This window comes from Micromonospora sp. PRAS1, assembly GCF_059553435.1.
Genome location: NZ_JCANNB010000006.1, coordinates 127007 through 148233, shown reverse-complemented (window position 1 = coordinate 148233; position 21227 = coordinate 127007). Strand labels below are relative to the sequence as shown.

23 protein-coding genes are annotated in these 21227 nt (G+C 72.7%); 5 read left to right on the top strand and 18 right to left on the bottom strand.

Going from position 1 to position 21227, the window contains the following annotated elements; all coding sequences use genetic code 11:
* Positions 1-71: 71 nt before the first annotated feature.
* From AC507J_RS08350 to AC507J_RS08320, 7 genes are all read right to left on the bottom strand, one after another.
* Complete coding sequence (locus AC507J_RS08350) at positions 72-830, bottom strand: type III pantothenate kinase (protein ID WP_309222398.1); 759 nt, start codon at positions 828-830, stop codon at positions 72-74.
* Positions 831-847: 17 nt separating this feature from the next.
* Entirely contained in the window at positions 848-1765 is a 918-nt protein-coding gene (gene nadC / locus AC507J_RS08345) for a carboxylating nicotinate-nucleotide diphosphorylase (protein WP_496288483.1), read from the bottom strand.
* Positions 1762-3456: an L-aspartate oxidase gene (locus tag AC507J_RS08340; protein WP_496288482.1), complete on the bottom strand. Its 1695-nt coding sequence runs from the start codon at positions 3454-3456 to the stop codon at positions 1762-1764. The genes nadC and AC507J_RS08340 overlap by 4 nt, the downstream gene beginning before the upstream one ends.
* An 86-nt stretch (positions 3457-3542) precedes the next feature.
* Positions 3543-4448, bottom strand: a complete 906-nt coding sequence (locus tag AC507J_RS08335) for a septum formation family protein (RefSeq protein ID WP_496288481.1) — start codon at positions 4446-4448, stop codon at positions 3543-3545.
* 158 nt (positions 4449-4606) lie between these two features.
* On the bottom strand, positions 4607-5026 hold the full coding sequence (gene panD / locus AC507J_RS08330) for an aspartate 1-decarboxylase (RefSeq protein WP_496288480.1): 420 nt from the start codon (positions 5024-5026) through the stop codon (positions 4607-4609).
* Positions 5027-5060: 34 nt separating this feature from the next.
* Positions 5061-5948, bottom strand: coding sequence for a pantoate--beta-alanine ligase (gene panC / locus AC507J_RS08325; RefSeq protein WP_496288479.1), 888 nt, complete (start codon positions 5946-5948; stop codon positions 5061-5063).
* Positions 5945-6907, bottom strand: a complete 963-nt coding sequence (locus AC507J_RS08320) for a Rossmann-like and DUF2520 domain-containing protein (protein WP_496288478.1) — start codon at positions 6905-6907, stop codon at positions 5945-5947. Before AC507J_RS08320 ends, panC begins: the two co-directional genes overlap by 4 nt.
* Before the next feature lie 110 nt (positions 6908-7017).
* Between AC507J_RS08320 and AC507J_RS08315 the strand changes: the two genes are divergently transcribed.
* Positions 7018-8076, top strand: a complete 1059-nt coding sequence (locus AC507J_RS08315) for an SAM-dependent methyltransferase (RefSeq protein WP_496288477.1) — start codon at positions 7018-7020, stop codon at positions 8074-8076.
* An 88-nt stretch (positions 8077-8164) separates the two neighbouring features.
* A complete protein-coding gene (locus AC507J_RS08310; RefSeq protein WP_496288476.1) occupies positions 8165-9346 on the top strand; it encodes an NADH-quinone oxidoreductase subunit D in 1182 nt (393 codons plus the stop codon).
* Positions 9347-9386: 40 nt separating this feature from the next.
* Here the strand turns inward: AC507J_RS08310 and AC507J_RS08305 are convergent, their stop codons facing one another.
* The 4 genes from AC507J_RS08305 to AC507J_RS08290 form a co-directional block, all read right to left on the bottom strand.
* Complete coding sequence (locus AC507J_RS08305) at positions 9387-11348, bottom strand: hypothetical protein (protein ID WP_496288475.1); 1962 nt, start codon at positions 11346-11348, stop codon at positions 9387-9389.
* Positions 11349-11504: 156 nt separating this feature from the next.
* Positions 11505-12506, bottom strand: a complete 1002-nt coding sequence (locus AC507J_RS08300; RefSeq protein ID WP_496288474.1) for a glycine betaine ABC transporter substrate-binding protein — start codon at positions 12504-12506, stop codon at positions 11505-11507.
* 190 nt (positions 12507-12696) lie between these two features.
* The gene (locus tag AC507J_RS08295; protein WP_496288473.1) at positions 12697-13419 is read right to left on the bottom strand and encodes an ABC transporter permease; all 723 of its coding nucleotides are present in this window, start codon (positions 13417-13419) and stop codon (positions 12697-12699) included.
* A gap of 91 nt (positions 13420-13510) precedes the next feature.
* Positions 13511-14197, bottom strand: coding sequence for an ABC transporter permease (locus tag AC507J_RS08290; RefSeq protein ID WP_496288472.1), 687 nt, complete (start codon positions 14195-14197; stop codon positions 13511-13513).
* Between the two features lie 2 nt (positions 14198-14199).
* Between AC507J_RS08290 and AC507J_RS08285 the strand changes: the two genes are divergently transcribed.
* A complete protein-coding gene (locus AC507J_RS08285; RefSeq protein WP_496288471.1) occupies positions 14200-15195 on the top strand; it encodes an ABC transporter ATP-binding protein in 996 nt (331 codons plus the stop codon).
* Between the two features lie 142 nt (positions 15196-15337).
* On the opposite strand, the gene AC507J_RS08280 is transcribed toward AC507J_RS08285, so the two are convergent.
* The 7 genes from AC507J_RS08280 to folP all read right to left on the bottom strand — a co-directional run bounded on the left by AC507J_RS08280 (position 15338) and on the right by folP (position 20163).
* Complete coding sequence (locus AC507J_RS08280; protein WP_496288470.1) at positions 15338-15829, bottom strand: hypothetical protein; 492 nt, start codon at positions 15827-15829, stop codon at positions 15338-15340.
* Positions 15830-15928: 99 nt separating this feature from the next.
* Positions 15929-16234, bottom strand: coding sequence for a hypothetical protein (locus tag AC507J_RS08275; protein ID WP_341717950.1), 306 nt, complete (start codon positions 16232-16234; stop codon positions 15929-15931).
* A 92-nt stretch (positions 16235-16326) separates the two neighbouring features.
* Positions 16327-17547 carry an ABC transporter permease gene (locus tag AC507J_RS08270; protein WP_496288469.1) on the bottom strand — a complete coding sequence of 407 codons (1221 nt, stop codon included), beginning with the start codon at positions 17545-17547 and terminating at the stop codon, positions 16327-16329.
* A 213-nt stretch (positions 17548-17760) separates the two neighbouring features.
* Positions 17761-18246 (bottom strand): DUF3180 domain-containing protein, encoded by a 486-nt coding sequence (locus AC507J_RS08265; protein ID WP_496288548.1) that lies wholly within the window; start codon positions 18244-18246, stop codon positions 17761-17763.
* 29 nt (positions 18247-18275) lie between these two features.
* The gene (folK, locus tag AC507J_RS08260) at positions 18276-18803 is read right to left on the bottom strand and encodes a 2-amino-4-hydroxy-6-hydroxymethyldihydropteridine diphosphokinase (protein WP_496288468.1); all 528 of its coding nucleotides are present in this window, start codon (positions 18801-18803) and stop codon (positions 18276-18278) included.
* Positions 18800-19165 carry a dihydroneopterin aldolase gene (gene folB, locus AC507J_RS08255; RefSeq protein WP_496288467.1) on the bottom strand — a complete coding sequence of 122 codons (366 nt, stop codon included), beginning with the start codon at positions 19163-19165 and terminating at the stop codon, positions 18800-18802. The genes folK and folB overlap by 4 nt, the downstream gene beginning before the upstream one ends.
* Positions 19162-20163 carry a dihydropteroate synthase gene (folP, locus tag AC507J_RS08250; RefSeq protein WP_496288466.1) on the bottom strand — a complete coding sequence of 334 codons (1002 nt, stop codon included), beginning with the start codon at positions 20161-20163 and terminating at the stop codon, positions 19162-19164. Before folP ends, folB begins: the two co-directional genes overlap by 4 nt.
* A 343-nt stretch (positions 20164-20506) precedes the next feature.
* On the opposite strand from folP, the gene AC507J_RS08245 reads away from it, so the two are divergent.
* Positions 20507-20824 (top strand): hypothetical protein, encoded by a 318-nt coding sequence (locus AC507J_RS08245; protein ID WP_111241848.1) that lies wholly within the window; start codon positions 20507-20509, stop codon positions 20822-20824.
* A 14-nt stretch (positions 20825-20838) separates the two neighbouring features.
* Complete coding sequence (locus AC507J_RS08240; protein WP_131301716.1) at positions 20839-21201, top strand: hypothetical protein; 363 nt, start codon at positions 20839-20841, stop codon at positions 21199-21201.
* The last annotated feature ends 26 nt before the right edge of the window (positions 21202-21227 follow it).

Below are 21227 nucleotides of genomic sequence, written 5' to 3'. Positions count from 1 at the left end.
GTCGAACTGGGACAAAATAGGCATAGTGGCGACGGCAAGTGCAAGATCGACGGGGGCGGGGCAGGCCCGCGTCAGAGGTTCCGCTCGTAGACCATGCGCAGGCCGATCAGCGTGATCATCGGCTCGTGGTGGGTGATCGTCCGGCACTCGTTGAGTACCAGCGACGCCAACCCGCCGGTGGCGATCACCGCCTTCAACTCCCCCATCTCGGCCGCCATCCGCTCGACGATCCGATCCACCTGACCGGCGAAGCCGAAGTAGAGCCCGGCCTGGAGGCACTCGACGGTGTTCTTGCCGATCACCGAGCGGGGCCGGGTCGCCTCGACCTTGCGCAGCTGGGCAGCGCGGGCGGCGAGCGCGTCGAAGGAGATCTCGATGCCCGGCGCGAACGCCCCACCGAGGAACTCGCCCCGGCCGCTGATCACGTCGAAGTTGGTGGTGGTGCCGAAGTCGACAACGATCGACGGCCCGCCGTAGAGGGTGTACGCGGCCAACGTGTTCACCACCCGGTCGGCACCGACCTCCTTCGGGTTGTCGATGGCCAACTGCACCCCGGTGCGTACCCCGGGCTCCACGATGACGCTCGGCAGCTCTCCGTAGTAGCGGGTCAGCATGGTCCGCAGCGAACGCAGCGCGGCCGGCACTGTCGAGCAGGCCGCGACGCCGGTGATCTCGACGGCGTCCCCGGCGAGCAGCCCACGAAACATCAGGCCAAGCTCGTCGGCGGTCGATCGGGCGTCAGTCTTGATCCGCCAGGAGTGCACCAGCTTGTCGCCGTCAAAGGTCGCCAGCACGGTGTTGGTGTTCCCGATGTCGATGCAGAGCAGCACGCCCGAAGCCTACGGGTTCACTCCGTACGCAGGTCCAGGGCGATGTCCAGGATCGGCGAGGAGTGGGTAAGCGCCCCGACGGAGAGGAAGTCGACGCCGGTCGCGCCCACCGCCGCGGCGTCGGCCAGGGTCAGCCCGCCGGTCGCCTCCAACTCGGCCCGGTCGCCGACCGCGGCCACCACCTCGGTGAGCACCGCCGGGGGCATGTTGTCCAGCAGCAGGAACTTCGCGCCGGCCTCGACCGCCTCCACCGCCTCGGCGAGGGTGTCCACCTCCACCTGCACCGGAACGTCCGGGAACGCCTCCCGGACCCGCCGGTAGGCGGCGGCGACACCGCCCGCGGCGAACTTGTGGTTGTCCTTGATCATGGCGACGTCGTGCAGACCCATCCGCTTGTTCGTGCCGCCGCCCGCCCGGACCGCGTACTTCTCCAGGGCCCGTAGGCCCGGGGTGGTCTTGCGGGTGTCGAGGACCATCGCCTTGCCACCGGCCAAGGCGTCCGCCCAGGCGCGGGTGTGGGTGGCCACCCCGGACATCCGGCAGAGCAGGTTGAGCGCGGTCCGCTCGGCGGTGAGCAGCGCCCGGGTTGGGCCGGTCACCGTGGCCAGCACGTCGCCCCGGGCCACCCGCGCGCCGTCGCGGGCCGACAACGACACCTCGACCGTACGATCCGTACCGGTCAACCGGGCGGTCAGTTCGAAGACGGCCGCGGCGACGGCCAACCCGGCCACCACACCGTCGGCCCGGGCCACCACGTCGGCGGCGTCGGTCTGCCCCGCCGGGATGGTCGCCACGCTTGTGACGTCGAGCAACTCCGGTCCGAGATCCTCGACCAGGGCGTTCTCGATGATGCGGCGCACCTGCTCCGGATCGAGCCCGACCTCACGCAGCTCCCGCTGCCGAACCGCCGTCAGGCCGACACTTCCCTCGCTCATCGGGCCTCCTCCCACCATGTGCTCAACCGGCCCTGTGTCCCGATCGCGCCAACCAGGTGGCCGCGCCACCGTTCGTCGGCGGTGGGGAAGTCCTCCCGCCAGTGGCAGCCCCGGGTCTCCCGCCGGACGTACGCGGCGGTGACCAGCGCCGTCGCCACCGTGAGCAGGTTGGTGGCCTCCCAGTCGGCGGTGCGGGGAGTGCCCCGCCCGGCGCCAAGTTCGACCAGTTCGGCCGCGGTCGCGCCGAGCGTCACGGCGGAGCGGAGCACCCCGGCGCCCCGGGTCATCGCCCGCTGCAGGGCCGGCACGGCTGCGGCCGGCACCACCCAACCGGCGCTCCCACGCCACGCCCCGGTGTCCGCCGGGCGGGCCTGCTCGGGCAGACCGGACGCGATGTCGTCGGCGATCCGCCGGGAGAAGACCAGCCCTTCCAGCAGCGAATTGCTGGCCAGCCGGTTCGCACCGTGGACACCGGTGCAGGCGACCTCACCACAGGCGTACAGGCCGGGGATGGACGTCCGGCCGTGCAGGTCGGTGCGGACCCCGCCGGAGGCGTAGTGCGCGGCCGGCGCGACCGGGATCAGGTCGGTGTCCGGGTCGACCCCGATGGCCAGGCACGAGGCGACGATTGTGGGGAAGCGCCGAGCCAGGAAGTCGCCGCCGAGGTGGCGGGCATCGAGGTAGACGTGGTCGGCACCGGTGGCCAGCAGTACCCGGTGGATGCCCTTGGCCACCACGTCCCGCGGTGCCAGCTCGGCCAGCTCGTGCTGGCCGAGCATGAACCGCTTGCCGTCGGCGTCCACCAGATGCGCACCCTCGCCCCGCAGCGCCTCCGAGACAAGCGGTTGCTGGGCGTGCCCGGCACCCGGCACCCGGGCGGATTCCGGCACGATCAACGCGGTCGGATGGAACTGCACGAACTCCACGTCGGTGACGGCCGCTCCGGCCCGCATGGCCAGTGCGACGCCGTCGCCGGTGGAGACCGCGGGATTGGTGGTCGCCGCGAAGATCTGGCCCATCCCGCCGGTGGCCAGCACCACCGCCCGGGCCAGCAGCGCGCCGACCCCGTCCTCGCTGCCCTCACCGAGGACGTGCAGGGTGACGCCGCACGCCGGGCCGAGCCCATCGGGGCCGTCGCCGGGAGCGCGGAGCAGATCCAGCACCAACGCGTGCTCGACCAGGCGGATCCATGGATCGCGGCGGACCGCCTCGTGCAGGGCCCGCTGGATCTCCGCCCCGGTCGCGTCCCCACCGGCGTGCACGATGCGATCGGCCCGGTGCCCACCCTCCCGAGTGAGCATCAACGAACCGTCGGAGTTGCGGTCGAACTCCGCACCGAGGCGCATCAGCTCCCGCAGCCGGGTGGGACCCTCCGCCACCAGGACGCGTACCGCCGCCGGGTCGCAGAGGCCGACCCCGGCGATCTCGGTGTCGGAGGCGTGCATCTCCGGGGTGTCCGCCGGGTCGAGCACCGCAGCGACGCCGCCCTGCGCCCACCGGGTCGAGCCGTCATCGATGTTGACCTTGGTGACCACGGTGACGTGCAGTCCGGCCTCGCGCAGGTGCAGCGCGGCGGTCAGCCCGGCAACCCCCGAGCCGACCACGATCACATCGGTGCTCTCCACCCAGCCGGGTGCCGGGGCGGCCAGCAGGTTCGGCACTGCCGGCAGTCCGCTGGTCGGTGACTCCATGCCCACAGTCAACCCGAAGGGATCTCGGCTCGGGCGGCCGGGGCCATCTCGGCTCGGGTGCCCCGGCCTGGAACGGGGGTTCGCCGCTACTTCGTCCGGACCGGCAGGCCGGCCGTCCCGGCGTTCTTCAGCGACCCGGTCACGGCCCGGTCGTTGAGCCACAGATAGCAGCGGACGCCCCGATCGCCGGCACGCCACCGGCCGGCACTGGGCGGTCGGACCACCACGTCGCTGCGGAAGGCCAGGGCGTTGTCGTCCGGTACGCCGGCGAAGCGGGCGAGGACCGAGCGGCAGCCGGCATAGAACGGGGCCCAGTCGGTGCCGCGCGTCGGGTAGCGCCGGTCGGGGGCCCGCCACACCCCGGCGAACTCGGCGTCGTGCCGCTTGGCGCAGTCCACCGGGACCAGGGCCTGCACCACCCGGTTCCGGTCGGTGCTCGCCTGATGACAACCCAGCCGCAGCGCCGAGGGCGGGCGGAGGGCGTCGCGCAGGGAGCCGCTACGCACCACGACCTCGGCCCCCACGTCGGCAGTGGTGAGTTCCATCAGGTCGCAGCGGTACCACCGCGACCCGGCTGCCCAGCCCGGCCCGGACGGCACCGCCACCGCCAGGCGGAGCCGCCCGGCCTGCCAACTGTCGCCGACATAGCCGCTGGCCCGCTTGTCGCAATCGGAGAACGCCGTACGCATCTCGGTCGACGCGCTGGTGGGCGGCTCGCCCGGCTCGCCCGGCTCGCCGGCGAAGGAACCGACGTGCACGGTCTCCACCCGGTGCGGTGCGGCACAGTCGACCGGTGCGTACGCCGTGACGGAGACCGCTGCGGCGAAGTCCGCCTCGTGACACACCTCGGCGGCCGGGGTGAACGGGCCGGGCGGCGGCAGGGCCGCCCAGTCGTCGACCAGGTCGCCGTCGAGCCCGCCGGACCCGGCACACCCGGCGAGCAGCGCTCCCACGGCGAGGGCCGCGAGCACGCTTCTCGTCGCACGCTGCATGACGCCGCCTCCCCCAGCCAGCGACCGTCTCCCGACGGCACCTTCAGGGTAACCAGAAATGACCTTCCGGTGACAGACGGGAATCGGCGGCGCTCGCGGGTGGCAAGTGTTAGAAAGGGGCCCTTCCTATGCACGAGGCGTTAAAAGGGGGCCCTTCCTTACACCGAGAGGGGGTTGGGGCGGGGGGTTCCGGCGGTGCCGGGAGCGGCGGTCGACGGGTCGGCGCCCAGCTCGACGACCCTGTTGTCGGCGTCCACGTGCACCACCCGGGGGCGGTAGCTGCGGGCCTCGGCGTCGTCCAACTGCCCGTACGAGATCAGGATGACCAGGTCGCCGGGGTGCACCAGGTGCGCGGCGGCACCGTTGATGCCGATCACTCCGCTGCCCCGCCGCCCCGGGATCACGTACGTCTCCAGCCGTGCTCCGTTTGTGATGTCCACGATCGCCACCTGCTCCCCCGGCAGCAGGTCGGCGGCGTCGAGCAGATCCTCGTCGACGGTCACCGAGCCCACGTAGTGCAGGTCCGCCTGGGTCACCGTGGCTCGGTGGATCTTGGACTTGAGCATGGTGCGGTACATCGGGACGCCTTTCGCGCGTACGGGACTCGGAAGGTCAGTGGGCCGGTTCGAGCCGGACCGGGGCGTTGTCGATCAGCCTGGTACCGCCCACCCAGGCGGCGACGAGCAGCCGGGCCGGGCCACGGACCGGCCCCGGTGCCAGGTCGGGATCGGTGAGGACCAGGTAGTCGAGTTTGGCGCCGGGCTCGCCGGCACCGAAGCAGGCATGCGCGGCGGTCAGCACCGCCCCGGCGTCCCGGCCCGCCTCGGCGGCTTCGACACCGGCGCGCAGCGCCCGCGACAGGCGCAGCGCCGCCTGCCGCTCGGCTTCGGAGAGGTAGCGGTTGCGGCTGGACCGGGCCAGCCCGTCGGGCTCCCGGACGGTGGGTACCCCGACCACCTCGACCGGCACGTCCAGGTCCCGGCACATCCGCCGGACCAGGGTCAGCTGCTGGTAGTCCTTCTCGCCGAAGAAGGTCAGGTCCGGCCGGGTCAACTGGAGCAGCTTCAGCACCACGGTCAGCACGCCGTGGAAGAAGCCCGGCCGGCTCAGCCCCTCCAGGTCCGCGCCGAGCGGCCCCGGGTCGATCCGTACGGTCGGTTCGCCGTCGGGGTACATGTCGGCCACCGAGGGGGCGAAGACCAGGTCCGCGCCGGCCCGCCGACACACCTCAAGATCGACATCGAGGGTACGCGGATAGCGGTCGAAGTCCTCGTTCGGCCCGAACTGGAGCGGGTTCACGAAAATCGTGACGATCACGTGGTCGGCACGCTCATGGGCGGCCCGCAGCAGCTCCTCGTGCCCCTCGTGCAGGGCACCCATGGTCATCACCACAGCCACCGTCCCGGTGAGTTCCGCCCGGGCCCGGGCCAGCTCGGCTCGGGTGTGCACCAGCTCCGGCCCGGTCGCCGGCCGTGGGCCTAGTGCTTCTGGCGCGGTCACGCGGCCACCTCCGTGTGGTCGGCGTACAGGAGATCGAGCAGCGGCTCGGCGTCCATCGGACGCAGCCGGCCGGCAGCCACCGCCCGGTCGGCGGTGCGCCGGGCCAGCGCCAGGTAGGCAGCCACCGACTCGGGGGCGGTGGCGGCGAGTCGCGCCAGGTGCCGCTCGACGGTGCCCGCGTCGCCCCGGGAGACCGGGCCGGTCAGCGCGTCGTCACCGAGGCGCAGCGCGTTCTCCAGGGCGGCCCGCAGCAGCGGGGCAAGCACCTTCTCCGGCTGCCCCACCCCGGCCTCGCGCAGCCGGTCGGCCGCGTCGTTCACCAGGGTCACCAGGTGATTGGCGCCGTGCGCCAACGCCGCGTGGTAGAGCGTGCGGTCAGCCTCGCCGATCCACTCCGGCACCCCGCCGAGATCCGCCACCAGCCGGGCGGCCAACGGACGCAGTTCCGCCGGTGCCGTCACGCCGTACGAGATTCCGGGCAGCCGGCCGAGGTCGTCGGGCGTACCGGTGAAGGTCATCGCCGGGTGCAGCGCCAGTGGGCGCGCGCCGGCCGCAGCGGCCGGGGCCAGCACCGCCAGGCCGTGCGCGCCGGAGGTGTGCGCGACCACCTGGCCTGGGCGCAGCACGCCGTCGGCGGCCAGGCCGCTGACCACCCCGGCGAGCGCGTCATCCGGTACGGCGATCAGCAGCAGGTCGGTGGCGACCCGCGCCACCGACTCGGCCGGCCGGCGGGCGACGTCGGGCAGGAGCAACGCCAGCCGGGCCCGGGACGCCCCGGAGAGTCCGCTGGCGGCGACCACCCGGTGGCCGGCGGCGGCCAACGCGGCGCCCAGGGTGGCACCGACCCGCCCGGCACCGATGACGCCGACGGTGAGTACGGCACGGGTGACGACCGGGCCGATCGGCACGGTCGCGGGCCGCCCACGGGCGGCCGGGTGGGTGCGCAGCGGTGCGCTCATGTCACGATCCAGTCCTCTAGATGGGTACCGGTCGAGGCAAGTATGCGTCGCTGACACGGATCCGAAACAAGGATGTGTGAAATCGTTCACCGGCTCCGAGGAGTTCCCCGATGTCGATGCCCTGGCGCACCGCGATGCAGCGGGCGCTCTACGGACCTGCGGGGTTCTTCGTCTCCGGGAGCGGACCCGCGGCCCATTTCCGCACCAGCGTGCACGCGTCACCGGTCTTCGCTTCGGCTCTGCTCCGGTTGATCCACCAGCTCGATTCCGTCCTCGATTTTCCGGCGCGGTTCGACGTGGTCGATGTGGGGGCGGGGCGGGGCGAGTTGCTTCGCGCGCTTTCCGCGAGGGTTTCCGGGCAGCCCGCCCGCTCCGAAGGGTCAGGCTTGCCCGCTCCGCTCGCCGAGCGGGTACGGTTCACCGCCGTCGAACTCGCTCCCCGCCCCGACGATCTCCCCGAGCAGTTCACCTGGGCGGCCGAGATTCCGACCGGCATCACCGGCCTGCTGATCGCCACCGAATGGCTCGACAACGTCCCGCTGGACATCGCCAGGTACGACGAGGACGGCTGGCACTACCTGGAGGTCGACCCCACCACCGGAGCCGAGACGGTGGGCGCCCCGGTCGGCCGGGAGGACGCCGACTGGCTCACCACCTGGTGGCCCGGTCCCGCCGATCATCGGGTGGAGATCGGGCGGCCCCGGGACGCGGCGTGGGCCGCAGCGGTGGGCCACGTCGACCGGGGACTGGCGTTGGCCGTGGACTACGGACATCTGCTAGCGGATCGTCCCCTCGGCGGGACGCTGGCCGGATACCGGGGCGGGCGGCAGGTGCCGCCGGTGCCGGACGGATCGTGCGACGTGACCGCCCACGTCGCCATGGACTCGGTCGCCGTTGCCGGCGAGCGGGTCGCCCGGTGTGCGTACGTCCTGGAATCGCAGCGGGCCGGGTTGCGGGCGCTCGGGGTTGACGGCGGACGACCACCGCTGGCCCTGGCCGCCCGGGACCCGGCCGGGTACGTGCGGGCGCTCGCCGAGGCGTCGGCGGCGGCCGAGCTGACCGACCCGGCCGGCCTCGGCGGGCACCTGTGGCTCTGGCAGCCGGTCGATCTGCCGGTGGACCGGCTGCTGCCCGACCGGTCCGCGTCGGGCGGTCAGCCGCGGCGGTGAGGCGGCCGTCTGGTTCAGGTCGACCGCCGAACCCGCCAGGCCGGCTGCGCGCCGCCGCGTCCGCACGGCGGCCGGGGTCCATGGCACGATGACGGGCATGACCACGGGCGACCTGCGCGAGTTGACCGTCGGCACCGGTGCCGGGCTGGTGGCGGGCACCGGTGGCGAGCAGCTCGGCACGGACATGGTGCTCAACATCGGTCCGCAGCATCCCTCCACGCACGGCGTGCTGCGGCTCAAGCTCGTCCTGGACGGCGAGCGGGTGATCGCCGCCGAACCGATCGTCGGGTACATGCACCGGGGCGCGGAGAAGCTGTTCGAGGTACGCGACTACCGGCAGATCATCGTGCTGGCCAACCGGCACGACTGGCTCTCCGCGTTCGCCAACGAGTTGGGCGTCGTGCTCGCCGTGGAACGGCTGATGGGCATGGAGGTGCCGGAGCGGGCGACCTGGCTGCGAATGGCCCTGGCCGAGCTGAACCGGGTGCTCAACCACCTGATGTTCCTCGGCTCGTACCCGCTGGAGATCGGTGCCATCACGCCGATGTTCTACGCCTTCCGGGAGCGGGAGACGCTCCAGGCGGTGATGGAGGAGGTCTCCGGCGGGCGGATCCACTACATGTTCAACCGGGTCGGCGGGCTGAAGGAAGAGGTCCCGTCCGGGTGGACCGGCCGGGCCCGAGTCGCCATCGACGAGGTACGCCGCCGGATGCCCGACCTGGACAATCTGATCCGGCGCAACGAGATCTTCCTGGCCCGTACGGTCGGCGTCGGGGTGCTCTCCGCCGCCGACGCCGCCGCGTTCGGCGCCTCCGGCCCGGTCGCCCGGGCCTCCGGGCTGGATCTGGACCTGCGTCGCGACGAGCCGTACCTGGCCTACGACCAGCTCGACGTGCCGGTGGTCACCCGCACCACAGGCGACTGTCACGCCCGCTTCGAGGTGCTGCTCGACCAGGTGTACGCCTCACTCGACCTCGCCGCGCAGTGTCTGGACCGGGTCGACCGGCTAACCGGGCCGATCAACACCCGGCTGCCGAAGGTGCTCAAGGCACCCGAGGGACACACCTATGCCTGGACGGAGAATCCGCTCGGCATCAACGGCTACTACCTGGTGTCCCGGGGCGAGAAGACGCCGTGGCGGCTCAAGCTGCGGACCGCGTCGTACGCGAACGTGCAGGCACTTGCCACCCTGCTGCCCGGCTGCCTGGTACCGGACCTGATCGCCATTCTCGGCTCGATGTTCTTCGTGGTGGGCGACATCGACAAGTGACCCGCCCGGCCGAGGTCGCCCGCTGGCCCCGCCTCGGGGGTCAGCGCCAACGGTTCGGGCTGCCCTCGTGGACCGGGTGGCCGTAACCCGGCTCCTCGGCGTGGTGCCGGCGGCCGTACGGCTCGGGTTCCGGACGCGGACCCCGCGCCGCCTCGGGCGGGTACCCGCCAGCCGGCGGCTCCGGCGGGTACCCCCGGGCCGGCTCGGGCTGGTATCCGTACGCCGGTTCGGGTTGGTAGCCGCGCCTGGGCTCGGGTTGATATCCGCGCGCCGGATCGGGCTGGTGACCGCGTGGCGGCTCGGGTTGATACCCGCGCGCCGGATCGGGCTGGTGACCACGTGCCGGTTCGGGTTGGTAGCCGCGCGCCGGCTCCGGCTGGTAGCCGGGTTGGCGGGGCGGTCGCCACTCCTGGGGCACCGGCACCCCACCGGCAGGCAGCGCCGGACGGCTCTCCGGCTCGTCCCAGCCTTCGCCCCACCCATCGTCGCCATCAGCGCCACGCCGAGCATCGTCACGGCGCGGCTCGTCACGGCGCGGCTCGTCACGGCGCGGCTCGTCACGGCGCGGCTCGTCACGGCGCGGCTCGTCACGGCGCACGCTGGCCCAGCGGTCCGCGACCCGGTACTCGGTGCCGGTGTGGTCGGCGTGCACCTCGGCGCGGCGTTCACCCACCCGAAGCTCGCGCCCCCGGTCGTCGTCTTGTACCGCGGCCCACCGGTCACCGGCCCGCAGCTGCGACCAGTACTCGCCGGTGTCGTCCGCGCGCTGCCGCCGGCCGGGCGGTGCCGGCTCGACGGGCGCGTCCCACTGCTGTCCACCGTCGTTCCAACCGGACTCGTCGCGCGGCGCTCCCCAGTCACGATCCTCCCGGTGTCCGGAGGGATCGGCCCGGTGTCCCGAGGGATCGGCCCGGTGTCCGGAGGGATCGGCCCGGTAGGCGGAGTGCTCGTTTCCGGGGGTGGACCACTCCTCGCGCGGGCCGGACCAGGAACGCTCGTCACCGGCGTCCGGCCGGGACCGGTCCTCCTCCCGGGCACCGCCGGACCAGGACCGGCCGTCGTCCCGGCGGAAGCGTTCCTCCGCCTCGGGCCTGGGCCGGTCGTCGCGCTCCGCGCCGTGGCCACCCCGTGGACGCTCCTCCGACGCGGACCACGGCGCGGCGTACCCGCCGTACCGGGCACCGGAGTCGCCCACCCCGCCGTCCACGATGGTCTGTCGGGTGGTCACGTGCACGGTTTCGGTGTGCCGGACCATGCCGAGCGGGCGCGCTGCCGGGTCGGCGGCACGGTTGTCGTACTCCGGGCGGCTGGCCGCGCCGTAGACCCCGGCGGAACCGCTTACCGGCCGGTCAGCGACGTGACCCGCAGCGTGACCGTCCCGTTGCCGGTCGGCGACGTGACCCGGGACGGGACGATCCGCCGCGTAGGCGCTGCCCGGTTGCTCGTCGTCATATCCATCGGCCGGGCCGGTGCCGTGCACCCCGGCCGGTGCGGCACCGTGCACCCCGGCCGGCGCGGCACCGTACACCCCGGCCGGCGCGGCGGGCCGCTCGGCGTGGCGCGTCGGCGTCTCCGGCTCCGGCGGCGCCACCCGGGCCCGGGCCGCACCGGGCGACTCCCCGCCGGCGATCGGGCCGGTGCCGACGGCGTCGACCCGACGGCGCAGCCCGGCCAGCACCTCCTGGACCCGTTGGGTCTCGTCGAGTGCCTGGTTGCCACGCTGGGCGGCGGCGACGATCTCACCGCGTAGTTCTCGCCGCAGCTCGTCAAGTTCTTCCCGCAACTCCTCGGCGTCGCCGGCACCGCCCTCGGTACGCAGCGCAATGGAGAGCCCGATCAGCACCACGGCCATGATCGCCAGCACCGCGGCGAACCGCAGCGGGCCGTTACCGTCGGCGACCAGCAGGATCAGCGCCGCCACCGGGGCCAGCGCCACACCGCCCCAGAAGAGCGCGGTGAGTAGTCGCTTGCTGCGCGGGTCGGTGGGAACCGGGGCGGGCATGGGTCCGCAGCCTACCGAGAGTTGCGTTGGCTGGGAACGCTCCTGCGGCAGGTGATGGAAGAGAGTTTGGCGGCTTTTCGGAGCAGGCGCTCCGACCTGCGACGCACTGGCGCCCCCGGCCAGTTCGGCCGAGGGCGCCGGGCGCCGGAGCGGTACTCAGCTCTGTGCGTAGGCCGCGTCGGTGGAGAAGACCAGACCGACGCTGATCGTGCCGTTGCGCAGGCCGGTCTTGGTCAGCGGACCGCCCTGGTCGAGCGAGGAGAACGAGCCGACCTGGAGCCCGTAGGTCTGCTCCAGACCCGGCTTGCAGAACGGACGCTCCTGGCACTCCGGCGGCCCGCCCAGCACCGTGGCCGTGCCCGAGCACTTCTCCGCCAGTTCGGAGAGCGTACGCACGCCGTACTGCTCGGAGAACTCCTTGGTCACGGCGAAGGCGTTCTGGCTCTGCGCGGCGGCCGGCGCGCCGAAGGCCAGGCCCGCCTTCTCACCGAGGCTCCGCAGGGCGGTGACGGTGGCGTCCACGTCAGGTGAGGAGACCGGCTCGCCGCCGCTGTTCACCTTGCCGTTGAGGAACTCGGCGAGGGTGGCCGCGTACTCCGGGACGACCTGGATCTCGCCCTTCTCCAGCGCCGGCTCGTAGAGCTCCCGGTTGCCGATCTGCTGGACGGTTACCTGGTAACCGGCGGCGGTCAGTTGGATCTTGTAAAGCTCGGCGATGATCTCGCTCTCGGTGAAGTTCCCCGCTCCGACGGTGAGCCGCCCACCCGGCCCGCGCTCGACCCCATCGGTGAGCCCGTTGGCGGTGGCGAACTCCTGCGCCGCTGCCTGGGCACTCTTCCGGTCCTCGTCGACCGCCTTGTTGAGCAGTACGAGTTTCGGGGTGTCGAGCACGGCGGAGACCTTGTCGAGGGCCGCGATGAGCTGCGGCGTGGCCGCCTTGCTGTGCACCGCGGGGATGACGTTGTCGGCGTTCTGGAGCGCCTTGTCGTCTTCGAGCGCGATCAACTGCTGGCCTGCCACCGGGGCGCACCCCGCACCCGACGCGGCCTGCTGCGGCGCCTCGGTGCCGGAGGAGCCGGCCTCCCCGCACCCGGCCAGCACGCCGGCTGCCGCGACGGCACCGACGACCGCGATGGACAGTCTTCTACCTGCGCGCATATGCCCGCCTTCCGTGTCCCGGCGCGACCCCTCCGGGGCCGGCCGCGTGTCCGACGGGCGATGTCACTTTTCGGCCGCCCGCACCTCCACCCAACATCCTGACGTCCGCCACCGACAAGTTCTGGCGACCTTCGTCACCGGACCGTCACCATCCGGCTGATCGGTCCGACGGCCGGTCGGTGCGGCCGGATCAGGAACCGGTGACCGCGTCTGCGGCGCGGCGGCCGGCACCACGCCTGGCCCGGCGGAGCGGGCCGGGGGTGACCAGCCGCTCGACGAACGCGAAGATCAACTCCACGCTGAGCGCGAGCCCGGCGACCAGCAGCCCGCCGGCGAGGATCTGGCCACCACCGACGGCGATGCTCAGGCCGAAGCCCAGCCGGATGATCTCGCCGAGGCCGCCGCCGTTGACGAAGGTCGCCAGCGCCGCCGTGGCGACCACCTGGACCGCGGCGGTACGGAAGCCTGCGGCCAGGTACGGCACCGCGAGCGGCAACTCGACCCGGCGCAGCACCTGCGTCCCGGTCATGCCCATGCCCCGGGCCGCCTCCCGGGTCTGCGGGTCCACCTGCCGGACCCCGGTGTACGCGTTGGCCAGCAGCGGTGGCACCGCGAACACCGCAAGCGCGACCACCACGGCCGGGCGGCCGAAGCCGAGAAAGGTCAACGGAAGGATGGTCAGCAGGGCCAGCGTCGGCACCGCCAGGGTGACGTTGGAGACGAGCACGACCAGCCCGCCGCCGCGTCCGGCGTGCCCCAGCCAGAGGCCGAGCGGCCAGGCCACCAGGCAGCCGAGCAGCACCGCGGCGGCCGAGATGCTCACGTGTTCGCCGAGCCGGTCCAGGATGCCGCCCGGGTTCGTCCAGTTCAGCGGATCGTTGAGCCAGCGCACCGCCTGCGTTACGGGATTCATCGTGGCCTCCGGCCGGTAGCGCCGCGCTGACCGCCACCCGCACCGGGGCCGGGCTGGCCGCCGGTGCCGTGCGCGGAGCCGGCCCGGCCGCTCATCCGGTCCGCCCGCGCAGCCACGGGGTGAGCAGTCGACCCACGCCGATCAGGAGCAGGTCGAGCACCAGGGCCAGCAGGACGCAGAGCAGTGTCCCGGTCATGATCTGCGACTTGTAGAAGTTGTTCTGGAAGCCGGCGAAGATGATCTGCCCGAGACCGCCGCGCCCGATCACCACGCCAACCGTGACCAGCGCCACCGTCGAGACCGTGGCCAACCGCAGGCCGGTGAGGATGCCGGGCAGCGCCAGCGGCAGTTCCACCCGGAGCAGCCGGCCCCAGCGCCCGTACCCCATCCCCTCGGCCGCCTCACGCACCTCCGTGGGCACCTGGTTGAGCCCGGCGACGGTGTTCCGGACGATCACCAGCAGCGCGTACAGCACCACCACGCTGAGCACAGTCGCGACGCCGATGCCCAGATAGGGCGCGATGAACGCGAACAGGGCCAGGGAGGGGACCGTGTAGAGCACCCCGGTGAGTGCGAGAATCGGCCCCGTGAGCGGCCGGAACCAGTACGCCACCACGGCCAGCGGGACGGCGATCAACGCGGCGATCAACACCGCCCGTAGGGTCAGCGTGGTGTGGTCACGCAGCGCCGCGGTCACCGTGTCAGAGTTGTCCCGCAGGTACTGCCAGGAGAACCACGGGTTACCCGGGTCGGCCCGGTAGCTCAGGCGGAAGGACATACGTGGACGGTACCCGGGTCACCGGCGACGGTCAGCGCGCGGCGTCGATCACCCTCGACGGCATCGGCAAGCGTTATCCGGACGGCACGGAGGCGGTCCGCGACCTCAGCCTGCACGTCGAGGCGGGCGAGCTGGTCGTGCTGATCGGGCCGTCGGGCTGCGGCAAGTCGACGGTACTGCGGATGGTGAACCGGCTGATCGAGCCGACCAGCGGCCGGATCCTGCTCGGGGACTCCGACGTCACCCGCGTCGATCCGGTCCGACTGCGGCGGCAGATCGGCTATGTGATCCAGAACGTCGGGCTCTTCCCGCACCAGACGGTGGCCGCGAACGTCGCCACGGTGCCCCGCCTGCTCGGCTGGTCCCGGGACCGGGCCCGGCAGCGCGTCGGGGAACTGCTGGAACTGGTCGGCCTCGATCCGGGACAGTTCGGCCGCCGCTATCCGCACGAACTCTCCGGCGGCCAGCGGCAGCGGGTGGGGGTGGCCCGGGCGCTCGCGGCCGACCCGGTGGTGCTGTTGATGGACGAGCCGTTCTCCGCCGTCGACCCGATCGTGCGGACCCGGCTGCAGGAGGAGTTCCTGCGACTCCAGGCCGAGGTGCGCAAGACGATCGTCCTGGTCACCCACGACCTGGACGAGGCCGTCCGGCTCGGCGACCGGATCGCGGTGCTCTCCGAGGGCGGCCAGCTGGAACAGTACGACACTCCGGCCGTCCTGCTCGGTGCCCCCGCCACCCCGTTCGCCCGCGAGTTCGTCGGCGCCGACCGGGGCATCCGCCGGCTCGTGGTCACCCCGGTCACCCGGGAGGTGCTCGAACCGCTGCCCGCCGACGGCGGCGCGGAGTTGCCGGCGGTGGCGCTGGGCGGCTCGGCGTACGACGCGTTGGCCGTGCTGCTCACCTCGCCCAGTGGACACGCCGTGGTCACCGAGGAGGATCGGCCGGTCGGGTTGCTGCGCCGGGAACGCATCCTGGCGCTGGCGGAATCGACCGGCTGAACCGCCGGGACGGTGGACCTGTGCGGGGATCCGCCGGGGGCGGGCACGGGCCGGAGCAGGGCCGGGTCCGCCGTGGGGACGGACCCGGCCGCGAAGCGGACGAACGGCACCGGCGGCCCTGACGACGCGCCCGGCCGCGACGTCAGCGGCGTCCCCGGTAGCCACCCAGGGTCGCGATGCCGACGATCCAGCCGACGAAGAGCCCGTACTCCGCACCGTCACCGGCGGCCTGGAATGCACCGAGCAGCGACGGGTTGGTCCGGATCAACGCGGTGAGCAGGGCCGCGAAGGCCCCCGCGAAGACGTACGCCGCCCAGCCGGCGAAGAACTGGCTGAGCGTGCCCCGGGCGCGGGCGAGTTGGGAGCCCGGAAGGAGGTAGAGGAAGAGGAAGGTCAGGGCGACCACGAGGATCGCCTTCAGATCCGCGGCGAAGATCTCCTGGATCGAGTCGGAGGAGTCGAATCGCCACGCCGGCCAGGCGAGCAGTCTCAGGAACCACCCGCCAGCGCTGTCCGGATCGGTGTTGTCTCTGGCCCAGTCGGCGTACCACGGGCTGCCGAAGACCAGGACCAGGATGAGTGCGGCGAGCGTGCCGGCACCCGGTGCGGACTTGTAACGATTGGTGAGAGCCATGGCCCCGCTAGTTCCCAGCGAATCGACATGGGCAAACGCGGCGCGTGATTTATGGTGCTACGCCGGGCTCCGCCACGTGCCGGGCCGGGTGGCGACCGGTCAGTGCTTCATCAGGTAGTCGATGAAGGCGGCGCGCAGCAGCGGGGCGGACTCCTCGTAGCCGTGACCGGTCATCTCGCGCCACAGCGCGACCGCCTCGTCGACCGTCGGCCCGACCGAGTTCGGCGCGCCGTCCAGCGCCGCGGCCTCGTCCGCGTTCGGCAGGTGCCGCAGCACCGACCAGAAGAACCCCACGTCACGGCGCTCCCGGGCCAGCGCGAACGCCTGCTCGCGCAGTTCCTCCGTGGAGAGGACGTCCAGTTCCTCGAACGACCGGCCGCCGGAGATCGATGATGTGTCGGTCATGCGCCGAGCCTAACCGCCGAGATCACATCCGGCTCGCCGAGACGCACCAGGAGAGACCGCCAGTCCTGTTGCCGGGCTCTCTGAGCGGCGGCTCACCGTTCCTCGGTGTCCCAGTTCCGCGAGCCGGTCTCCCACCGACGGGTGCCCCACGGATCGGCCGCGCCCCCGGTCGTCTGGGTCGGCAGGACGGGCGGCCAGTCGCCGACCGGCGCCGACCGTGGCAGGGTCCAACCGCCGGAGGTCGACGGGTCGCCAGCCGGGGGCGGTGCGGGGCGTACGTTCGGTCCCGACGCCGGTCGGCCGTACCGCTCGACCAGCCGGGTCACCACCAGCCCCCCGGCCAGTGCCAGGCCGCCGACCGTCCAGCGGCTCACCGTCCAGCCGCGCTGCTGCGCGTACGCGAAGAACAGGCCGATCGCGCCGGCCGTCAGGAGCGTGCCGAACACACCGCCCCGCAGGCCGAAGGCGCTGGTGCCGGCGAGCAGCGTCGCGCCCACCGCCAGCACCGTCCAGTCCAGCCCGGCGGTCGGGGTCACCGCACCGTCGGACGCGGCGACGAGCGCACCGGCGAGCATCGCCAGCACGGTGGAGAAGACGTACCCGCCGGTGGTGACGACGGCGGCCGCCACTCCGCGCCGCCGCGCCGGGTCGACGACCGGGCGGAACCGACCGACCAGCCGGCGGATCGGGCCCATCGCCCCAAGCAGCCCTCCGATGACCGCGATCGCGGCGAACCCGACGAAGAGTTGGCCGGCCATGCCGCGCGGATCGTAGTCGCCCTGCACCAGCACCGGCGCGGACCGCTGCTCGACGTAGACGATGACGCCGGCCGCGCCGCCCAGGCTGGCCGCCCAGCCCGGCACGTGCAGCACCACGACGACCAGGCCCAGCAGCAGCCCGCCGAGGGCGGCCACCACGACGGCGTGGCCGACGGCGACGACCAGACCCCGGTCGCCCTGCTCGGCGAAGTGCAGCCCGGCCGCGACAGCCACCGGTCCGACCGCGAGATTCACCGCGGCGGTACGCAGACTCAACCCGGCGGCCATCATCAGCAGGCCGAGACCGACCACGGCGAGGATGAGGGTGCGGAGGCCACTGCCCCGCACCGCCGCCGGGTTCTCCTGCCAGAGCAGGTACACCAGGGCGCTGAAGCCGAGCAGCAGGAGGGTCTCCCAGACAACGTGGACGCCGAACCGGTCCCGGCCCGGCTCACCGCTCTGGGGATCGTCGACGACGACCGTCTCCACCTCGTCGGCGGGGACCCCGGAGGTCGGCTCCGGCGACCCGCTCCAGCCCGGTTCGTCGTACCCCATGCTTCCTGCCTCCCAGCGGCCGCCCGGACTGCACCGACGCGCGGGCGGACCGGCGGCGGCCGTTGCCTTCCGGTCGCAGGCACCGTACCCGCGCGCCCAGCCGGGCGTAACCCCTGTCGAGCAGGTGTCGGAGTGCCGGCAGCGCAGGCGGACGCCGATCCGGCGGCGCGGCGGACCCGTCCCGGAGCCCGACGATCGCCAGAGCCGGTTTCTCTACCGCCGTCCCGGACGGGTTTCCCGGTCGTCGGGCTCGTGCTCGTCCTCCGGGCGTTCCGGGACCCGGCACGACCGCTCCAGCCAGAGCGCGGCGGCGACCAGGGCGGCCGAGGCCAGCAGGCCGGCGACGGCGGCGGGCCGGTCCTCGCCGGCCGCCCGCGTGGTCTGCACCAACAACCAGCCGGTCAGCCCGGCGTAGAAGCCGGCGAAGATCGCCCCGACCAGGGCGGACGCCTTGGCGAGGACCACGAACCGGGCGACCATCAGCGGGTTCACCGGCTCCCGACCGGGCCGACGGTCGATCCGTCCCCGCGTGTTGATCGCCGCGTACGCCTCCAACACCGCGAGACCGGCCAGGGTGACCACCGGAAGCCACGGCAGCGGGGGCAGTCGGTTGTAGTAGAGACTGCTGATCAGCAACCAGGCGGCCGCCGCGGCGGCCAGGGCGGTCACCACCAGGGTCGAGATGCGGGTCGGTCCCATCCGCGGCCCGTCGGGAGGTGGGGACTGCGTCATGCTCCCGACTCTAACGTCAGATCCGGTCGGGGGCGCAGTTCCGCGACCTCGGCCGCAGCCGGCCCGGAGGTCAGCAGGTCGGTCAGCCGCCCGTGTCCCGGCAGCTGGCCGTAGGGCTGGATGTCGATCCACGGCCGGAGCACGAAGGCCCGCAGCTGCGCCCGCGGATGCGGCAGGGTCAACTCCGGGTCGTCGCTGAGCACCGGCCGGTCGTCGTCGGTCCACACCGCCACGACATCGACGTCGAGGCTGCGGGGCCCGAACCGCCGCGCCGGATCCCGGACCCGGCCCGCGGCGTGCTCCGCCGCCCGGGCCCGCGCCAACCAGTCGTACGGCCCGGCCGCCGGGTCCACGGCCAGCAGCACCGCGTTCAGGTACGCCGGCTGCTCGGTGTCGCCCCACGGTGGGGTCTCGTACACGCCGGAGACCACCAGCACGTGCTCGCCGAACGTGGCCAGGGCGGTACGCAGGTGACCGAGCCGGTCACCGAGATTGCTGCCGAGGGAGAGCACGGCGCGGGTCATCGGGTCCGCGTCCGGCGCATCGTGACGGCGACGTCGGTGAAGGCGTGCGGTACCGGCGCCTCGGGCTTGTGCACGGTGACCGTCGCGCCACTGACCCGGGGATCGGCCAGACAGACCTCGATCAGCCGGTCGGCCAGGGTCTCGATCAGGTTGACCGGCTCGCCGGTGACCACCGCGACCAGGCGGTCGGCCAGCTCGCCGTAGTGCACGGTGTCGGCCACGTCGTCGGAGCGGGCAGCGGAGCCGAGATCCAACTCCAGCACGGCGTCCACGACGAACTCCTGCCCTCGGGCGCGTTCGAAGTCGTACACCCCGTGCCGGCCGTACGCCCGCAGGCCGGTCAGCTCGATCCGGTCGGTCATCGGCGTACTCCCGGGTCTGCGTCATGATCGGCGGGGCCGGATGCGTTTCCGGCGGGCGGTGCGGTGGTCCCGACGGGCGGCGTCGTGCTCTCGGCGGGCGGTGCGCTGGTCCCGACGGGCGGCGTCGTGCTCTCGGCGGGCGGTGCGGTGGCGGGCGGCCAGGCCAGCTTCGGCCGGCCGGTGGCCTGCCAGACGGCGAGCGCGTCGACGGTCGCGCGCACGTCGTGCACGCGCACCCCCCAGGCACCGGCGGCGACCGCGAGCAGGCTGGTGGCGATGGTGGCCGCCTCGCGGTCGGCGGTGGGTCGCGGCGTGCCGTCGGGTCCGGCCAGCAGCAGACCGAGGTAGGACTTGCGGCTCGCTCCGAACAGCAGTGGGTAGCCCAACTCCAGCAACTCGGGCAGCCGGGCACTGAGCTGCCAGTTGTGTGCCGCCGTCTTGGCGAAACCGAGCCCCGGATCGAGCACGATCCGGTCCGCGGCCACCCCGGCGGCGAGCGCCGCCGCCACCCGCTGGTCGAGTTCAGCGCGCACCTCGGCGACCACGTCCCGGTAGCTGGCCAGCTCGCTCATCCGCCGGGAGTGGCCCCGCCAGTGCATCAGCACCCAGGGACAGCCGGCGTCGCGGACGACCCGGGCCATGTCCGGATCGGCCAGGCCGCCGGAAACGTCGTTGACCACCACCGCGCCGGCCGCGAGGGCGGCCTCGGCGACCCGGGCGCGAGTGGTGTCGATACTTACCGGTACGCCGGCTCCGGTCAGCGCCCGGATGACCGGCAGCACCCGGGCGCTCTCCGCCTCGGCGTCCACCCGGTCGGCACCGGGGCGGGTCGACTCTCCACCCACATCCACCAACCCGGCCCCCTCGGCACGCAGGCGGACGCCGTGTGCGACGGCGGCATCGACGTCGGCGTAGCGTCCGCCGTCGGAGAACGAATCGGGCGTGACGTTCAGGACGCCCATCACCACCGGGGCCGGGGCCCGTACCAGCTCGGTCACGACTAGACGGTACCGGCCTCAACGGCCGCGTCGAACGGCCCGGGTCCGCAGCCCTGACATGCGAATTGGAACAGGTGTACGATCGGTCGTCCGGGCCGCATCGGGCAGCCTCTTCGCGGCTTGTCGCAAAGGGGGGCGGCCCGTACGCTGTGGAATTGCCCGGCATCGAGATGACGACGCGGCTAGGGAGGGCCGAAGCGGGAGAATTCGCCCAAAAATCGCCACTTTCCGTGGCGAGCGAAACACACACGGTCTTGACCGCTGCACAGGTTGAGCATCGATCCCGTAAGGCTTGCCTACTGCACCACCGCGGCGTCGCCGGCCGCGACTTGGGGAGGTTCCAGTGATCGCCATCGAGCTGATGGAAACGGCGTCCACCAACGCCCTCCACCTGCTCTCCACTGTGGCGTCGTCGATCCCGCTCGCCGCCGAGGAGCCGAAGGGGATCAACACCGAGGGCGTCGTCACCTTCTTCGCCAGCAAGATCGCTCCGATCCTACTGGCCGTCCTGGGTGTCATCTTCATCGGCCGCGCCAGCCGGGGCGAGATTTCCAAGGTGTTGACCAGCTCCGCCATCGCGATCGTCGGACTGGCCTTCATCGCCGGAGCCGCCACCCTCTTCTTCATCGGCGACTTCCTGATCAACCTGATCTTCCAGTAGGCGCGGTTCACGAGATGCGGCTGCGCACCGATGACGACATCTACCGGGCCCGCCTGGTCTACCTCGGGCCGCCCGGCTACACCCTTCCGGTCCACCTGCCGTACGCCCAGTACGGGCTCTTCATCCTGCTCGTTCCCCTCTACATGTTCATCCACTGGTTGTTCACGTTGCAGGTCGAGCTCTTCCCCGCGTGGGAGATCGCCCTCGCCATCGTGACCACCTCGTTCGTCTTCCGGTACGTCGACCCGGATCGGCCGGCGCGCATGGTGATCCGTACCGCGCTGACCGACTGGCGACGCACCCGGGAGCCGGCCGCCGAGCAGCGCGACCCGCGCCTGGTCGGCAGCGGGATCAGGATCCGGGAGGAACTGGCATGACCGGCTGCACGCCGTACGGTCCGCTC

Excerpts from the sequence above, each read along its gene's own strand:
- AC507J_RS08265 (WP_496288548.1), bottom strand. The coding sequence starts at position 18,246 with ATGGGACCGACCCGCATCTCGACCCTGGTGGTGACCGCCCTGGCCGCC.
- nadC (WP_496288483.1), bottom strand. The coding sequence starts at position 1,765 with ATGAGCGAGGGAAGTGTCGGCCTGACGGCGGTTCGGCAGCGGGAGCTG.
- folK (WP_496288468.1), bottom strand. The coding sequence starts at position 18,803 with ATGACCCGCGCCGTGCTCTCCCTCGGCAGCAATCTCGGTGACCGGCTC.
- AC507J_RS08335 (WP_496288481.1), bottom strand. The coding sequence starts at position 4,448 with ATGCAGCGTGCGACGAGAAGCGTGCTCGCGGCCCTCGCCGTGGGAGCG.
- AC507J_RS08305 (WP_496288475.1), bottom strand. The coding sequence starts at position 11,348 with ATGCCCGCCCCGGTTCCCACCGACCCGCGCAGCAAGCGACTACTCACC.
- AC507J_RS08315 (WP_496288477.1), top strand. The coding sequence starts at position 7,018 with ATGTCGATGCCCTGGCGCACCGCGATGCAGCGGGCGCTCTACGGACCT.
- AC507J_RS08240 (WP_131301716.1), top strand. The coding sequence starts at position 20,839 with ATGCGGCTGCGCACCGATGACGACATCTACCGGGCCCGCCTGGTCTAC.
- AC507J_RS08275 (WP_341717950.1), bottom strand. The coding sequence starts at position 16,234 with ATGACCGACACATCATCGATCTCCGGCGGCCGGTCGTTCGAGGAACTG.
- AC507J_RS08310 (WP_496288476.1), top strand. The coding sequence starts at position 8,165 with ATGACGGGCATGACCACGGGCGACCTGCGCGAGTTGACCGTCGGCACC.
- AC507J_RS08290 (WP_496288472.1), bottom strand. The coding sequence starts at position 14,197 with ATGTCCTTCCGCCTGAGCTACCGGGCCGACCCGGGTAACCCGTGGTTC.
- AC507J_RS08270 (WP_496288469.1), bottom strand. The coding sequence starts at position 17,547 with ATGGGGTACGACGAACCGGGCTGGAGCGGGTCGCCGGAGCCGACCTCC.
- AC507J_RS08280 (WP_496288470.1), bottom strand. The coding sequence starts at position 15,829 with ATGGCTCTCACCAATCGTTACAAGTCCGCACCGGGTGCCGGCACGCTC.
- AC507J_RS08295 (WP_496288473.1), bottom strand. The coding sequence starts at position 13,419 with ATGAATCCCGTAACGCAGGCGGTGCGCTGGCTCAACGATCCGCTGAAC.
- AC507J_RS08300 (WP_496288474.1), bottom strand. The coding sequence starts at position 12,506 with ATGCGCGCAGGTAGAAGACTGTCCATCGCGGTCGTCGGTGCCGTCGCG.
- AC507J_RS08340 (WP_496288482.1), bottom strand. The coding sequence starts at position 3,456 with ATGGAGTCACCGACCAGCGGACTGCCGGCAGTGCCGAACCTGCTGGCC.
- AC507J_RS08320 (WP_496288478.1), bottom strand. The coding sequence starts at position 6,907 with ATGAGCGCACCGCTGCGCACCCACCCGGCCGCCCGTGGGCGGCCCGCG.
- folB (WP_496288467.1), bottom strand. The coding sequence starts at position 19,165 with ATGACCGACCGGATCGAGCTGACCGGCCTGCGGGCGTACGGCCGGCAC.
- panD (WP_496288480.1), bottom strand. The coding sequence starts at position 5,026 with ATGTACCGCACCATGCTCAAGTCCAAGATCCACCGAGCCACGGTGACC.